The 14,039-nt window shown below is 75.8% G+C and carries 13 protein-coding genes and 2 pseudogenes; 5 read left to right on the forward strand and 10 right to left on the reverse strand.

Going from position 1 to position 14,039, the window contains the following annotated elements:
- The first annotated feature begins 69 nt into the window (after positions 1-69).
- Positions 70-831, forward strand: coding sequence for an alpha/beta fold hydrolase (locus GC157_09040; protein ID MBI1377610.1), 762 nt, complete (start codon positions 70-72; stop codon positions 829-831).
- A 10-nt stretch (positions 832-841) separates the two neighbouring features.
- Complete coding sequence (locus tag GC157_09045; GenBank protein ID MBI1377611.1) at positions 842-1,636, forward strand: hypothetical protein; 795 nt, start codon at positions 842-844, stop codon at positions 1,634-1,636.
- Positions 1,637-1,657: 21 nt separating this feature from the next.
- Here GC157_09045 and GC157_09050 read toward each other — a convergent pair whose 3' ends face one another.
- The 10 genes and pseudogenes from GC157_09050 to GC157_09095 form a co-directional block, all read right to left on the reverse strand.
- Positions 1,658-3,436 carry a hypothetical protein gene (locus tag GC157_09050; protein ID MBI1377612.1) on the reverse strand — a complete coding sequence of 593 codons (1,779 nt, stop codon included), beginning with the start codon at positions 3,434-3,436 and terminating at the stop codon, positions 1,658-1,660.
- A gap of 244 nt (positions 3,437-3,680) precedes the next feature.
- Complete coding sequence (locus GC157_09055; GenBank protein MBI1377613.1) at positions 3,681-3,905, reverse strand: hypothetical protein; 225 nt, start codon at positions 3,903-3,905, stop codon at positions 3,681-3,683.
- A gap of 76 nt (positions 3,906-3,981) precedes the next feature.
- Positions 3,982-4,077 (reverse strand): annotated as a pseudogene (locus GC157_09060) (pilus assembly protein).
- Between the two features lie 207 nt (positions 4,078-4,284).
- Positions 4,285-5,253, reverse strand: a complete 969-nt coding sequence (locus tag GC157_09065) for an ROK family glucokinase (GenBank protein ID MBI1377614.1) — start codon at positions 5,251-5,253, stop codon at positions 4,285-4,287.
- 67 nt (positions 5,254-5,320) lie between these two features.
- A complete protein-coding gene (locus GC157_09070; GenBank protein ID MBI1377615.1) occupies positions 5,321-5,782 on the reverse strand; it encodes a hypothetical protein in 462 nt (153 codons plus the stop codon).
- The gene (locus tag GC157_09075) at positions 5,779-6,993 is read right to left on the reverse strand and encodes an ArsA family ATPase (GenBank protein ID MBI1377616.1); all 1,215 of its coding nucleotides are present in this window, start codon (positions 6,991-6,993) and stop codon (positions 5,779-5,781) included. Before GC157_09075 ends, GC157_09070 begins: the two co-directional genes overlap by 4 nt.
- 9 nt (positions 6,994-7,002) lie before the next feature.
- Positions 7,003-7,455, reverse strand: a complete 453-nt coding sequence (locus tag GC157_09080) for a DUF2505 family protein (GenBank protein ID MBI1377617.1) — start codon at positions 7,453-7,455, stop codon at positions 7,003-7,005.
- 38 nt (positions 7,456-7,493) lie between these two features.
- Complete coding sequence (locus tag GC157_09085; GenBank protein ID MBI1377618.1) at positions 7,494-8,273, reverse strand: metallophosphoesterase; 780 nt, start codon at positions 8,271-8,273, stop codon at positions 7,494-7,496.
- Between the two features lie 58 nt (positions 8,274-8,331).
- Positions 8,332-8,967, reverse strand: coding sequence for a hypothetical protein (locus GC157_09090; GenBank protein ID MBI1377619.1), 636 nt, complete (start codon positions 8,965-8,967; stop codon positions 8,332-8,334).
- Between the two features lie 160 nt (positions 8,968-9,127).
- A pseudogene (locus GC157_09095) lies at positions 9,128-9,520 on the reverse strand (polyketide cyclase / dehydrase and lipid transport).
- A gap of 117 nt (positions 9,521-9,637) precedes the next feature.
- On the opposite strand from GC157_09095, the gene GC157_09100 reads away from it, so the two are divergent.
- The 3 genes from GC157_09100 to GC157_09110 all read left to right on the forward strand — a co-directional run bounded on the left by GC157_09100 (position 9,638) and on the right by GC157_09110 (position 13,857).
- Entirely contained in the window at positions 9,638-11,431 is a 1,794-nt protein-coding gene (locus GC157_09100; GenBank protein ID MBI1377620.1) for an AMP-binding protein, read from the forward strand.
- A 115-nt stretch (positions 11,432-11,546) separates the two neighbouring features.
- A complete protein-coding gene (locus GC157_09105) occupies positions 11,547-12,287 on the forward strand; it encodes an ATP-binding cassette domain-containing protein (GenBank protein MBI1377621.1) in 741 nt (246 codons plus the stop codon).
- Between the two features lie 7 nt (positions 12,288-12,294).
- A complete protein-coding gene (locus tag GC157_09110) occupies positions 12,295-13,857 on the forward strand; it encodes a hypothetical protein (protein MBI1377622.1) in 1,563 nt (520 codons plus the stop codon).
- Positions 13,858-14,039: the final 182 nt, after the last annotated feature.

Below are 14,039 nucleotides of genomic sequence, written 5' to 3' on the forward strand. Positions count from 1 at the left end.
CCGGGAGGCCGGTGCCCGACCCGCTCCGGCGCGCCGCACCGCCGCCGGACCGACCCCCCGGAGCCGCACGTGCCACTCCTCCCCGGCGCCGAGCCGTTCTCGCACGAGGGCGGGCCGGTCGGCGCGCTGGTCCTGCACGGGTTCAGCGGTCAGCCCGCGTCGATGCGGCCCTGGGCCGAGCACCTGGCCGAGGCCGGCCTGTCCGTGGAGCTGCCCCGCCTGCCCGGGCACGGCACCACCTGGCAGGACATGACGGTCACCCGCTGGGAGGACTGGTACGCCGAGGCCGACCGCGCGCTCACCGTGCTGCGGCGTCGCTGCGACACCACGTTCGTCATGGGCCTGTCCATGGGCGGCACCCTCGCCCTCCGGCTGGCCGAGAGCCGCCCTGATGACGTGGCCGGCCTCGTGCTGGTCAACCCCGCGGTCCACACGGAGCGCTGGGACCGCCACCTGCTGCCCGTGGTGCGCCACCTGGTGAAGGCGTTCCCCGGGATCACCGACGACATCAAGAAGCCCGGCGTGTCCGAGAACGGCTACGACAAGCTGCCGCTCCAGCCGGCCCACTCCCTCCAGCAGCTGTGGGCGCTCGTGCGCCAGGACATCGCGGCCGTGCGGGCGCCGCTGCTGCTGCTCCACTCGCGGGTCGACCACGTGGTGGAGCCGAGCAACGCGGCGTGGATCCTGGCCCACGTCTCCAGCGCGGACACCACCGAGGTGTGGCTCGAGGACAGCTACCACGTGGCCACCCTCGACAACGACGCCCCGATGATCTTCGAGCGCAGCGTGGAGTTCGTGCACCGCCTCGCGCCCGCGCCGCCCCAGGCGTGACACTGGTGGCATGACCCCGCCGACCGGCCGCGACAACGGGCTGCCCCCGGCCGCCCGCTACGTCGCCCTGGTCGACGTCGACCCGCCCGTCGCCGACCACGTGCTGGAGATCCTGCGCGACGCCGGCGTCCCCGCCGTGGCCGAGCCGCTGGCCGGCGACCGGGGCATGGCCCGGGAGACACCGCCGCCGCGCCGTCCCACCGATCGCGTGCACGTCGACCTCGGGCACGTGCTGCTCGCCCGCGCGGTCGTGGCCGAGGCCCTCCCCGCGCTGCGCGCCGACTTCCACGCCGACGCCGCCCGCCGCGCCGACGCCGCCGACGCCGACGCGGCCGAGCGCTCGCGCCGGTCCCGCGACGAGCTCGCGCCCGAGGACGTCGACACGCTGTTCGCCGGCATCGTCGCCGGCTTCGACGACGCCCCGCGCGGCCCGGTGCCCCCGTGGCCGGTCAGCGAGGACGCCGACGACGCGCCGGCGGCGCCGCGCGCGCCGCTGTCCGCCCGGCTGCTGCGCTCCGGACCGGCCGAGGACCCGGCCCCGGCGCCGCCGGAGCCCGACGAGCACTTCGTGCCTCCCCCGCCTCCCCCGCTGCCCGACGTCGACCGCGTCACCCGGCTGGCCTGGGCGGCGATGCTCGGCGGCCCGGCGCTCATCGTGCTGGCGGCGATCCTGCGCATCCCCCTCGAGGGCTGGGTCGTCGTCACCGCGCTGGTGGCCTTCGTGGGCGGGTTCGCCACGCTCGTGGCGCGCATGCACGACCGCGCCCCGCACGACGACGGGTGGGACGACGGCGCGGTCCTCTGACCGCGGCCGGGGTGCCGGCGGCTACTTCACCAGCCGGACCGGGTCGCCCGTGATCGAGGCGCTCCACGTGGTGGCGTCGGTGAGAAGCGTGCCGGTCGGGAAGCCGACCTGCACCCGGTACCAGCAGCCCGAGAGCGAGCCGTAGTTGCACGTGTAGTCGTTCGGGATGGGCACGTAGATGGTGTAGGACTTCCCGTTCCACGTGCTCGAGGTGATGCCGCCCCGCACGCAGCCGGACAGCGTCTGCGCGGAGTTGTTCCAGTCCACCCCGCTGCAGGTGCTGATCGTGTCCGAGGCCGAGTTGATGTTCGACCCCGTCGCCTCGAGCGGGGCCTTCACCGCCACGCTCGCGGTGCCGTTGCCGGCGGCATCGCCGACGTCGAAGAACGTGAACTTGATGACCTTGCCCGCCGCGCCGGGCAGCACCCGGATCAGGTTGAACGTGGCGGTGGAGTTGTTCGGGTCGTTGGCGAAGATCGGCATGTGCTGGAGCGAGCCGATCGACACGGCGTTGGGGTCGCCGGACACGATCGCGCGGATCGAGAACCGGTTGGCGCCCTGCCCGTGCTCGGAGGAGTTGTCGCCCGGTGCCGACCACGCCGAGGTCGGGGCGCCGTAGGGCACGTCCGTGCGCACCTGGAGGTAGTAGTCGCCCTGCTGGAGCGGCCCGGGGATGGTGCACAGCGTCGTCCAGCGGTGGAAGGTCTCCGCGAGCTGGGGCTGGTAGTGGTTGCGGTCGGTGATGGAGGTCGCGGCCGGCGTCCGCCGGCTGTCGAGCACGGTGGAGAGCGACGCCGGGTCGTTCCAGCCGAAGAACTGCCGCTCGCAGGTGCCGATCACCGGTGCCTGCAACGGGTTCTGGGTGGACACCGGCGAGCGCAGCACGAACGTCGTGGTGGTGGGCGTCGTGCGGTTGGACGCGTAGTCGCCGTCCCCCGGGCAGTAGGCGGTGGGCCTGGTCTGCGTGCCGGGTGCGTAGCGGGTGCGCGCGTCGCTGACGTAGGGGTTCTCCGCAGTCCCGTTGGGGCGGTACGCGTTCGCCGCGGGGAGGTTGCGGTCGTCGCAGTAGAAGCCGGTCTTGACGTAGGACGCGTCGAACAGCTGCACCTGCACGCTCGACACCCGGGAGACGTCCGCCACGTGGATCGCCCAGATGTAGCCGTTGGGGTCGAACTCGGTGTTCGTCGAGCCGGAGCACCCGCTCTCGCCGCCCGCGCAGTAGCGCGTGCTGAACTGGTCCCCCTGCGTCTTGTCGACCTCGGGGCCGTGGATGGTCGCCCAGAAGTTGGGGTTCTGCGGGCAGTTCGAGGGCCGGGACTGGCCGAGCGGGTCCGGCTCGTTGCCGAAGGCCCAGCAGGGGCTGCCCATCGGCGCGGGGCCGTTGTAGTCCGACACCGCCGTGCGGGCGATCGTCGTCGTCGGGAACCCGAGCAGCTGGCCGAACGCGTTGGTGACCGTGCTGGCCACGGTCACCTCGAGCTGCGAGGGCCGCGCGCCCACCCTGACGTCGACGGACACCGTCGCGGAGGGCGCGTAGCCGTTGCTCGCTGCCACGCTCAGCGCGGTGGCCTTGCCCTTCGCGAAGTCCTGCGGCAGGTACACGACGCCGGCCAGCGCCGCGGCGTCGGCCACCTTCTGCACGCGCTCGGCCTCGACGTACCAGCGGGCGATGTCCACGGCGAGCGCGCAGAACCCGAGCAGCACCGGCGTCATGAGCGCGACGATGATCGCGACCGCCCCGGCGTCGGCCGCCTGCGACCCGCGCACGCGGCGCAGCACGCCGCGACCGGCGCCCGTCACTGGTGACCGCCGGAGCCGATCGGCCTGCTCCCCTGGCAGGAGTCCGTGGGCAGCGGCTCGAACTGCATGACGGCGCGGTCCGACAGCGACATCGACGTGCCGAACAGCCCGAACAGAAAGTTGTGGTGCGCCTTGATGATGACGCCGACGGCGTCGGAGGAGCCGATGCAGGCGTTGATGGTCGTCGAGGTCCACGTGCCGCTGGCGTACTGGAACCGGTCGTTGGACGCGATCCACACGTACTTCACGCAGTTCGTGCCGCAGGTGGCCGACGAGAAGCTCGTGGCCGTGCCGGGCAGACCGGAGGAGTTCGCCTTGTAGATCCACATCTCGTCGATCTGGTCCTTGGGCATCGCGGACCCGGCGCGCTGCACGGCGTCGGCGGCGTCCTGCGCGAGCTTGGGCGCGGACGCCGGGGTGCACGGCGGCGGCGGCGAGGGCGAGGTCGGGCACGCGGCGGGGCCGCCACCGGCCTCCGCCGAGGCGATGCGCGCCCCGGCCCGCACAGCCGAGGAGACGGCGACGTTGTCGCGCATCAGCAGGGCGAACTCGATGATCCCGAGCAGGATCGTGAACAGCAGCAGCGAGACGAGCGCGAACTCGACGGCGGCGGCGCCGCCGTCCCCGTGCACGCGCCGCATCCGGCCGCGGGCAGGACAGCGCAAGGACGACATGAGTACCTACCGGTGCGTGGGACGGCCAGGTCCGTCCACGTCCTCGATCGTGTCACCGTGCGTGTCCGGCCGGTCCGTCCCGGCGGACGGGCTGCCGTCGACCGTTCGGCCCATCTGCGGGGTCCGCGGGCCCCCGGGCGGCCGAACCGCTCACCCTCGGTGAGCGGGCGGTGGTCAGATCGTGAGGTCGCGGGCGAGGTCGGCGGCGCCGACCAGGCCGGCGTCGTTGCCGAGCTGGGCCGGCACGACGCGGGCCACCGGCCGGTGGTCGTGGGCCACGAGCGCGGTCTCGAACGCCGCGCGGGCCGGGTCGAGCAGCAGCTCGCCGGCCTCCGAGACGCCCCCGCCGATGACGAACAGCTCCGGGTCGAGGATGGCCGCGACGTCGGCGAGCCCGGACCCGAGATGGGCGCCGATGCGGGCGAAGGCCTCGAGCGCGACGGGGTCGCCGTCGCGCGCCGCGACGGTGACGTGCTGACCGGTGACCCCCTCCGGTGTGCCGTCGCCGAGCGCGAGCAGGATGCCCGCCTCGGTGCGGCGCTCGGCCGCCAGCTCGCGCGCCTCGCGCAGGAGCGCGTTGCCGCTGGCGTACTGCTCCCAGCAGCCGCGCTTGCCGCAGCCGCACAGCCGCCCGTCGGGCACCCGCACCACGTGGCCGAACTCCGCGGCCATGCCGTAGGAGCCGCGGACGAGCTGGTCGCGGTGGATGATCCCGCCGCCGATGCCGGTGCCGACGGTCACGGCCACCAGCGTGTGCGCTCCGCGGCCGGCGCCGAAGCGGAACTCCCCCCACGCGGCGGCGTTGGCGTCGTTCTCGACCACGACCGGCAGCCCGCACCCCTGCCGCACCGCGGGGCCGAGCGGCTCCTCCTTCCAGTCCACGTTCGGCGCGAAGCGCACGATCGACCGGGTCTCGTCCACCAGCCCCGCGGCGCCGAGGCCGACGGCCTCCACCTCGGGCAGCGAGGCGGCGCGGGCCGCGGCCGTGAGGTCGGCGACCACCGCGACGATGGCCTCGACGATGCCGTCGGCCGAACGGGCCGGGGTGTCGCGCCGGGCGCGGGCCAGGACGGTGCCCTCGACGTCGACGAGACCACCGGCGATCTTGGTCCCGCCGATGTCCACGCCGATCGTGACGCTCATGCCACCTGCCTCCGGGATCGGTCCCGGGCGGTCCCGGGCCTGACGGCTCGCGGCCCGCGGTGCCGCCTCACCCCTCGGGCCGACCCTCGCCGGGGTCGACCGGGATGCGGCGCACCCGCGGACCGGGGCCATCCTGCCCTGTCGCGGGGGCCTCGTGCGCCCGCTGCTCGCCACCCGGACCGCCCCCGCCCGGGGCCGCGTCCGCGTCGTCGCCGGCAGCGGGGCCCGTGGACGCCTCCGCCGGGCCGGGCGTCGCCGGCTCCTGCTGCGCGCCGTCGCGCGCCGCGCGCGCCCGCTCGGCGGCCTGCGTGGCGAGCGCGCCGGCCGCCGCCACCGCGCCGTCGACCCACTGGGCGACGGTGTCCGGGTCGGCCTCGCGCACCGTCGCCACCGCCCGGCACACGGGGCACGAGCACGGCTCGCCGTCCGGGGCGGAGGGGGCGAGGTGGGGGGCCGAGGACCGCAGCCACTCCTGGGCGGCACGCAGCAGCCGCGCCGCCTCCTGCCCCGCGCGGGCCTCCTCGCTCACCGGGACGTCCCGAGGTTGGTCCAGCGCGAGCGGTCCGGCTCGAAGGTCACGCGCAGCACCGAGCCGGACTCGGTGAGGTCGATCACCGCCCCGGAGACCTCGCAGCGGCGCAGCACCGACGGCAGCGCCAGCACCCGGCGGTGCGGCCCGAGGTCGACGACGAGGTCGCCGCCCTCGGTCACGGCGAGCAGCACCTCGCCGGCACCGGCACCCGGCACGGCGACGTCGAGGAACCACCGCTCGCCGTCCGTGCGCGGGCCGGCCGCGAGCCGCGGGGCGGCGAGGTCGAGCGGGTCGGCGCCGTCGAGCACACGGTCGGCGAGGGCGAGCAGCGCCGCGACCCCCACCGGCTCGGTCTCGGCGTACGGGGCCCAGCGCACGGGCAGCTCCGGGAAGCGGTCGCGCGTGCGCACCAGCACCTCGCGGTGCCGCTCGGCCAGGGGCTCGGGCCACGCCCCCGCGAGGGCCACGCGGTTGACCACCACGCCGTCGACGTGGTGGCCCAGCATCGCGAGGGTGGTCCTGGCCCGTGCGGTCTCGGCCAGCACGACGTTCTCCGGGGTGGTCACCAGCCGCACCGCGGCACCGGGACCGGTGACGAGGTCGCGCACGGCGAGCAGGTCGGCGGCGAGCGCGTCGAGCGCCGCGAGCGCCTCCACGGTCGCGGGCGCGAGCCCCGCCGGCCCCACGAGCCGGGCGATCCGGCGGTCCATGGGCAGCGCGCGGGCCACCAGGCGCTCGAAGGCCTCCGGCAGGGCCAGCAGCCGCAGCGTCTCCGCCGTGGGCGCGCAGTCGACGACGAGCGCGTCGTAGCCCGCCGCCCAGCGGCGCACCTCCAGCAGGGCGAGGACGTCGTCGACGCCGGGCACCGCGGCGATCTCCTCGGCCACGAGGGGGTCGACCCCGGCGTCGCCGAGCAGCCCGGCCACCGTTCGGCGCAGCGACGTCCAGGCCGAGTCGAGCCGGGCCCGGGTGTCGATCTGGAGGACGTCGAGCCGCCCCGAGGCGCCCGGGACGCCGACCGGCTCGGCCGCCAGCCGCCAGTCGGCCACGCGACCCTCGGCGAGGTCGAGCACGTCGGCGACCGAGTGCGCCGGGTCCGTGCTCACCAGCAGCGTGCGGGCGCCGTCGCGGGCGGCGGCCAGCGCCGAGGCGGCGGCGAGGGTCGTCTTGCCGACCCCGCCCTTGCCCACGACCAGCAGCACCCGCACGGGAGGAACCTACTCGCGCGGGGCGGTGCCCTCCACGCGCTCCTTGAGGCCCCGCAGGGCGGTGTCCACGATGACCTTCTCGGCCTTGCGCTTGATCAGGCCGATCATCGGCACGCTCACGTCGACGGCGAGCTGGTAGGTGACGTGCGTGGTGCCGTCGCCGTTGTCGCGCAGCGTGTACGCGCCGTCGAGCATCTTGAGCATCGTGCCGGAGGTGAGCTTCCAGGTGACCGAGCTGTCGTCGTCGGCCCAGTCGTACTCGAGCTCGTAGGTGTCCTTGATCACGCCGGCGTCGACCACGAACCGAGCGTCGGCCGGGCGCCCGTCCTCGTACTCGGTCAGGACCTCCACCGAGGTGACGCCGTCGCTCCACTGGGGGTAGGCGGCCAGGTCGGCGACGACCGCCATGACCTGCGGCGGGGTGGCGGTGATGTCGATGCTCGACTCGGTCCGATCGGCCATGCGCGGGACCCTACTCGGTGCGGCCCGGGCCGGCCCGCTCACCAGGAGACGGCGAAGGGGCGGCGGCGGGAGCGGAAGTGCCCGACGTTGACGCACTCGGTGCGGCCCACGCGCGCCCGGCGCACCAGCGGCTGGTGCACGTGGCCGAACAGCACGAGCCGGGGCTGGGTCTCGCGCACGTGCTCGAGGATCGCCCTGCTGCCGTACTCGAAGCGCCGGGCGACCACGTCGTAGGTGAGCTCGGGCAGCGCGGGTGGGATGTGGGCGCAGAGCACGTCCACCTCGCCGAGCGCCGCCACCTTGGCGGCGAACGTCTCCTCGTCGAGCTCGTACGGCGTCCGCATGGGGCTGCGCAGCCCGCCGCCCACCATGCCCACCCGCAGGCCGCCGATCTCGGTCACCTCGCCGTCGAGCACGGTGTGGCCCGGGCGCAGGTAGTCCGGCCAGAACACGGGGACGTCGACGTTGCCGTAGGTGAGGTACGCCGGCTCGGGCATGGCCGCGAACAGGGCGGCGTACTGAGCCCGCACGCGCTCCTCGTGCAGCTCGCCGCGGCTGCGGCCCTCCCGCGCGATGGCCTCGGTCCACAGGTCCATGGCCCAGGCGCTGGCCTCGGCGAAGCGCCCGGCCGTGCGCAGCTCGATGAAGCGCCGGGTGCTCTCGGCACCGAACAGGTCCGCGAAGATCCCCTGCGCGGGGTCGTCGTAGTCCAGGTAGAGCACGAGGTCGCCGAGGCACACCAGGGCGTCCGCGCCCTCCCCCGCCCGGGCCAGCGCCTCGACGCTGCCGTGGACGTCGCTCACGACGTGGATGCGCACGCCACGACCCTAGGTGCGACCGCACCCGCGCGCAGTCGCGGCCTGCGCGGCCGTGGGCTCAGTGGTTGGTGAGCAGGACGAGCAGCGAGCCGAGCACGAGCAGGACGACGGTGACCGCCGCGGCGCCGCCGAGCATGACGCCCCACTTGCCGCCGGGGAGGTCCTCGGGGCTCACCAGGCGGCTGCGCGGCTCGGTGACGGCGAGGCGGCCGAGCATCTCCTCGGCGATCGCGTGGACCTCCTCGCGGGTCGCCTCGTCCGCGGTCGGCAGCTCCACGTGCTCGAGGGTGGCGACGTCGTGGTGCGACCGCGAGCCGGCGGCGTGCCGCCCGGTGCGGGCCCGGGGCGCGGCGCTCGCCCGGGAGGGCGCGGGCACCCGTTCGCGGCTGTGCCGCCCCAGCGGGACGTCGTCGTCCTCGTCCTCGTCGGGATCCGCGGCAGGAGCGTGGGCGGCGTGGGCGCCGCGGGCGTCGGCGACGGTCACGGCTGCGGGAGCAGACGCGACGGCCGGCCCGGGCTCGGCCGCCGGCGGCACCGGCGCGGTCAGCGGGCTCGCCGTGGGGGCTCCGGGCAGCACGCTCGAGGCGTTCGGGTTGGCCAGCCGCGGGCGCAGGTCGCTGTTGCACAGCGAGCACCAGGCGGCCGCCACCGGCACGGCGGCGCCGCACGTGGGGCAACGCGACTGGATCGGCACGAGTGCCTCATCGGCACACCCACCCCTCCCCTTGACCCGCCGCCCGGGGGCCCGCTCAGGCGCGGGGCGCCGCCGGCCCGGCCCCGCCGCCGTCCGGGTGCGCGTCCCCGGCGGCCGCAGGCCCGCCGGACGGCTCCGCCGGCGCGGGCCCGAGCGGGCGGGGCTCGCCCGGGGCGCGGCCGGCCTCGAGACCGTCCTTGAGCTCCCACACCGCGCGCTTCCAGGCCCGGGCCCGCCGGGCCCTCTCCCGGGCGGCCCGGCGCCGTGCGGCCGGTCCGGGAGCCGCGGCGTCCCCCGCCCGGTCGGCGGGGTCGAGCCGGACGTAGTGGTGCACGAGGACACCGTCGAGCACGGGCTCGAGCCAGATCTCCATCGAGCCGGCCCAGCGCCCGGACACCGACCACCGGATCCCGTCGAAGCCGCGGTCCATGAACACGCTCAGCTCGAGGTCGGGCCACCAGGCGCGCCAGCGCGCCGGATCGGCCACGATGCGGGCGAGCTCCGCGCGGTCGGCCACCACGAAGGTCTCGTCCACGAGGTCGACGGCCGGCACGCCGCGATCCTGGCACGCCGCCGCCGGTGCCACGCGCCGGCTTCCCTCGAACGAGCGCTCCACGGCGCCGGGGGCCCTACCGTGTCCGGGGACACCGACGAACGACGGGAGCGCCAGGTGCACGAGATCCACGAGCCGCCGCTGGTCCCGGAGCCGGTCGCAGCCCGGCTGACCGACGACGTCGTCCGGCACGCCACCACGACCCCGGAGCGCGTGGTCCTGTCGCGCCGGGCCGAGGGCGTGTGGCGCGACGTCACGGCCCGGGACTTCCACGCCGAGGTGCGGGCGACCGCGAAGGGTCTCGTCGCGGCGGGGGTCGGGCCGGGCGACCGGGTCGGGCTCATGTCGCGCACGCGCTACGAGTGGACCGTCGTCGACTACGCGATCTGGTACGCCGGCGGGGTCACGGTGCCGATCTACGAGACCAGCTCCGCCGAGCAGGTCGAGTGGATCCTGGGCGACTCCGGGGCCGTGCTGGCGGTGGTGGAGGCCGACCGGCACCACGCGCTCGTGGACGAGGCGGCCGAGCGGCTCCCGGCGCTGCGCCGCACGGTGGTCGTCGAGCACGGTGGGCTCGACTCGCTGGCCGCCGAGGGCGCGCACGTGGACGACGACGAGCTCGAGGCGCGCCGGACCGGGGTCGGCCCCCACGACCTCGCCACGATCATCTACACGTCGGGGACGACCGGCCGCCCGAAGGGGTGCGAGCTCACCCACGAGAACTTCGCCTACGAGGCGGAGAACGTCGTGGCCAGCGTGCCCGAGATCTTCACCGACCCCGAGTGCTCCACGCTGCTGTTCCTGCCGCTGGCGCACGTGTTCGGTCGCATCATCCAGATCGCGTGCGTGAGCAGCGGCGTCCGCCTGGCCCACACGCCCGACGTCAGCAACCTGCTCGAGGACCTCGCGGAGTTCCGGCCCACCTTCCTGCTCGCGGTGCCGCGGGTGTTCGAGAAGGTGTTCAACGGCGCACGCCAGCGCGCCATCGCCGACGGGCGTGGCGCGATCTTCCACCGGGCCGCCGCGGTGGCCGTGGCCTGGAGCGAGGGCCTCGACCGTGGTGGCGCAGGCCTCGGGGTGCGGCTCCAGCACGCCCTGTTCGACCGCCTGGTCTACGCGCGGCTGCGCACGGCCATGGGCGGCCGGGTGCGCTGGGCGGTGTCCGGCGGGGCGCCGCTGGGCGCGCGACTCGGGCACTTCTTCCGCGGCACGGGCCTGGTCGTGCTCGAGGGCTACGGGCTCACCGAGACCGCGGGAGCCACCACGGTGAACCGTCCCCGGCTGCTGCGGATCGGCTCGGTGGGCCGGCCGTTCCCGGGCGCCTCCGTGCGCATCGCCGACGACGGCGAGGTGCTGCTCTCCGGCCGCCACGTGTTCCGCGGCTACTGGGCCAACCCGCAGGCGACGGCGGAGGCGATCGACGCCGACGGCTGGTTCCACAGCGGCGACCTCGGCGCGCTCGACGACGACGGCTACCTGTCGATCACCGGGCGCAAGAAGGAGATCCTGGTGACCGCGGGCGGCAAGAACGTCGCCCCTGCGGTGCTCGAGGACCGGCTGCGCAGCCACTGGATCGTCGGCCAGTGCATGGTGGTGGGCGACGCGCGGCCCTACGTGGCCGCGCTCGTCACCATCGACCCCGAGTCCTTCCCGGTGTGGAGGAGCGAGCACGGCAAGGACCCGGCGGCGGAGGTCGCCGACCTGGCCGAGGACCCCGACCTGCGGGCCACCGTGCAGCACGCCGTGGACGACGCCAACCGCGCCGTGTCGCAGGCCGAGTCCATCCGCAGGTTCCGGATCGTCCCCGGCGACTGGACCGAGGAGGGCGGCCAGCTCACGCCGTCGATGAAGCTCAAGCGCGACGTGGTGATGAAGGAGCTCGCCGGCGAGGTGGAGTCGCTCTACTCCTAGCCGGCGGTCGGGGCCGCTGCCGGGCGGACCCGCCGCGACCGCCGGTCACCCGATCGGGGCAGCGCGTCCCCGCGCCCGGCACGCGCGGGCGGGCGCGACACGGCACCCTGGTCCGGTGAGCACACCGACCGACCGGGTCCCGGCGTCCGGCAGCGCCCTCGTGGACGTGCGCGGGCTGGTCGTGGAGTTCGGCAGCGTGCGCGCGGTGGACGCGCTCGACCTGCGGGTGACGGCGGGCGCCTCCGTGGCGCTCGTGGGACGCAACGGCGCGGGCAAGTCCACGAGCCTGCGCGTGCTGGCCGGCGTGCTGCCGCCGTCGGACGGCGAGATCCGCGTGGCCGGGGTCGACGCGCGACGCGAGCCGCGCCGGGCCCGGGAGGTCGTGGGCTACTGCCCGGACGTCGGCGGCCTGATCCCGCGGGCCACGCCGTGGGAGCACCTCCAGCTCGCCGCGAGCCTGCGCGGCATGGCGCCCGGCTGGGAGGACCGCGCGCGCGACCTGCTCGAGCGCTTCGACCTCGCCGGCGCGGCCGACCGCGTGACCTCCGGCTTCTCCCACGGCATGGGACGCCGGCTCTCCGTGCTCCTCGCGGCGTTCCACGAGCCCGCCGTGCTGCTGCTCGACGAGCCGTTCGACGGCGTGGACCCGCTCGGCGTCGAGGCGACGCTCGAGGAGGTGCGTCGCGCCCGGCTGCGCGGGGCCGCCGTGCTGGTCTCGACGCACCTGCTCTCGCTGGCGGTGGCCGCCTGCGACGAGGCGGTCGTGCTGCGCACGGGGCGGGTTGTGTCCGCCTCGCCGTCCTCGGAGCTGGCCGGGGAGGCAGGCGCCGAGCGCTACCGCGAGCTGCTGCGGTGAGCCGCGCATGAGCCGGGGCCAGGCCGGGGCGCTGTTCGCCCTGCGGTGGCGGATGGTGCGCTCGCCCGCGGTCCGCGCCGGCCTGCTGGTGCTGGCCGTCGTGTCGCTGGTGACCCTCGTGGCGCTCGCCGTCGCGGCGGCCGGCGTCCCGCTCGGGCGGCTGGTGAGCACCGGCCCCTCGGCGGAGGACCTGCTGCGCGCGGGGGTGCCGGTGGACCGCACGGGCGAGGTCCGCGCGCTGCTGCCGTCGGCGATGCTCGCGTTCGCGCTGTTCTCGGTGATCGCGCCGCTCGCGGCGGGCGGCGGCACCGAGCTGATCCCCGAGTCCGAGCTCGTCGCCTACCCCGTGCGGGTGCCCACGATCGTGCGGCTCTCGCTGGCGCTCACGCCGCTGAACATCGCCTGGTACTTCCAGGTGTTCCTGCTCGTGGGGGCCACGTCGTACGCCGTGCGCGGCGAGCTCGGCCCGCTGCCGCCGCTCGGTGTGCTGGTGCTGTTCCTCGTCGCGTGCACCACCGTGGGCCACGCCCTGGGCTGGGCCCTCGTCGGCGTGCGGCGCACGCGCCGCGGCCGCGTGGCCACGTGGACCCTGCTGGGCCTGCTGCTGGGGTACGGCGCGGTGCTCGCGACCACCGGCCGGCTGACCGGCCTGCTCGACCGTGCGCCCACCGTGAGCGTCCTGGTCTCCGAGCTCGACGCCGCGCAGGGCCGCAGCGAGGCGCTGCCGACCGTGGCCGTGCTCCTCGTCGTCGCCGTGGCGGGCTACCTCGCCGCCGTCCGCCTGGCCGCCTGGGCGCTGCGCCGGCCCGGCGACCGCGGCACCGACGGGCCGCTGGCCCGGCCCGTGCGGAGGCGGGCGCAGCGCGACTCCGCCCTCGCCGCCCTCGTGGCCGTCGACCGCGCGTCGGTGTGGCGCTCCCCGCCGCTGCGGCGCGGGCTGGTGATCCTGGCGCTGCTGCCGGTCGCCGCGGCCGCGGTGGCGAGCCTGCCGTGGTCGTCGATCGCGCTGCTGCCCCCGCTGGTGTCCTCCGGCGCCGCGCTGCTCTTCGGCGTCAACGCCCTGGCCCTGGACGGCTCGGGGGCCACCTGGGTCGCGACCATGCCGCACGACCCGGCCCTCGTGCTGCGCAGCAAGGCGCGCGTGGTGCTCGAGGTCGTGGGCGGCGCCGTGGCGCTGGTGCTGGTCGGCTCGTCGGTGCGCGCGGCCAGCGCGCCGACCGCCGTCGACCTGCTGTGCGCCGTCGGCGCGTCCGCGAGCTGCGTCGCGATCGTGGTGGTCACCTGCCTCAAGCTCTCGGTGACCCGCCCGCACCGCGCCGAGCTGCGCAGCGCCCGCGACACCCCCGCCCCGCCCGGGTCGATGGCCGTCTACTCCGCGCGGCTGGCCGGCGTGACGACGCTGGTCGGCCTGGTGTTCTCCCTCGCCACCTTCGGCGACAGCCCCCTGCTGCCCGTGCTGGTGACGGTCGCCCTCGTCGCGTGGTCGGCGGCCACCTGGCTGCGCGTGCGGCGGATGTGGGCCGACGACGTGCGCCGCGCCGGCGTCGTGGCCACCGTCTCGGCCGGCTGACGGCCCGCCGGAAGGACGTTCGGCGCCCGGCGGAGGCCGAGGGTCCTGCGACCACCGTCAGTCACGGAGCGTCATACGAACGGATGAAACACCCCGCCGAACGTCCCGACGCCGCGCCTGGATCTTCCGTCCCGGTCACGGAGGGCTACTAATGGACCGGGAGCAGACCACGGGTGTCCGCT

This window comes from Frankiales bacterium (assembly GCA_016125335.1).
Taxonomy (GTDB): Bacteria; Actinomycetota; Actinomycetes; order S36-B12; family CAIYMF01; genus Longivirga.

Excerpts from the sequence above, each read along its gene's own strand:
- GC157_09045 (MBI1377611.1), top strand. The coding sequence starts at position 842 with ATGACCCCGCCGACCGGCCGCGACAACGGGCTGCCCCCGGCCGCCCGC.
- GC157_09065 (MBI1377614.1), bottom strand. The coding sequence starts at position 5,253 with ATGAGCGTCACGATCGGCGTGGACATCGGCGGGACCAAGATCGCCGGT.
- GC157_09080 (MBI1377617.1), bottom strand. The coding sequence starts at position 7,455 with ATGGCCGATCGGACCGAGTCGAGCATCGACATCACCGCCACCCCGCCG.
- GC157_09110 (MBI1377622.1), top strand. The coding sequence starts at position 12,295 with ATGAGCCGGGGCCAGGCCGGGGCGCTGTTCGCCCTGCGGTGGCGGATG.